We start from the raw sequence: 593 nt of genomic DNA, 5'->3' as shown, positions 1-593 counted from the left end.
GCCCCGCTCGGCCGCCGCCTGCCACAGCTTCGGGCCGGCGACCGTGCGCAGGCGCTGCACGAAGCGCGACGGCACGCTCTGCGCGCCGGCGACCTTGGCCGCATAGGTGAGCACCACCTCCCGGGCCGCGAAGCCTTGCGCGAAGTCGTGCGCCGACAGGCCAATGCGTCGCTCCGGCAGATCGAGCCCCAGTTCCGCGCGCATCGGGCGGCTGAGCCAGGGGTCGGTCTGCGGCAGGGCCGGCCAGGTGCCTTCCACCAGCCCGCCGAGGATCAGCCGGTCGAAGGCGAGCAGCCGCGCCTCCAGCGGGCCGAGGATGCGCAGCCGCTCCGGCGCGCGGGCAAGCGGGCGCACCATGGCGTCGCCGAGGAGGGCGACGACGGCGTCGGCATAGTCCGACAGGGTCAGGTCCGGCCCGTGGGGAGCGCCGTCGCCGATCTCGGCGAAGGCGGCGGCGAGGGCGGCCTCGGCCGGATCGTCGGCGTCCGGATCCAGCGGGCCGGCGAGCCCCTCCACCGCCGCGCGGTGGGCGGCGACGAGGTCGGCGAATGGATGCGCCTTGCGGTCCGCGAATGCGAGCAGCGGGGCCAGCG

Annotated in this window: 1 pseudogene; it reads right to left on the bottom strand. The window is 76.6% G+C overall.

Annotation, left to right across the window (positions count from 1 at the left end):
• Nucleotides 1-593: pseudogene (locus AC2W7M_RS27060) on the bottom strand (double-strand break repair protein AddB); the annotation flags it as partial.

The organism is Xanthobacter sp. BG11Y11_SDJG (assembly GCF_057364445.1).
This window is presented reverse-complemented; position numbering and strand designations above follow the sequence as displayed.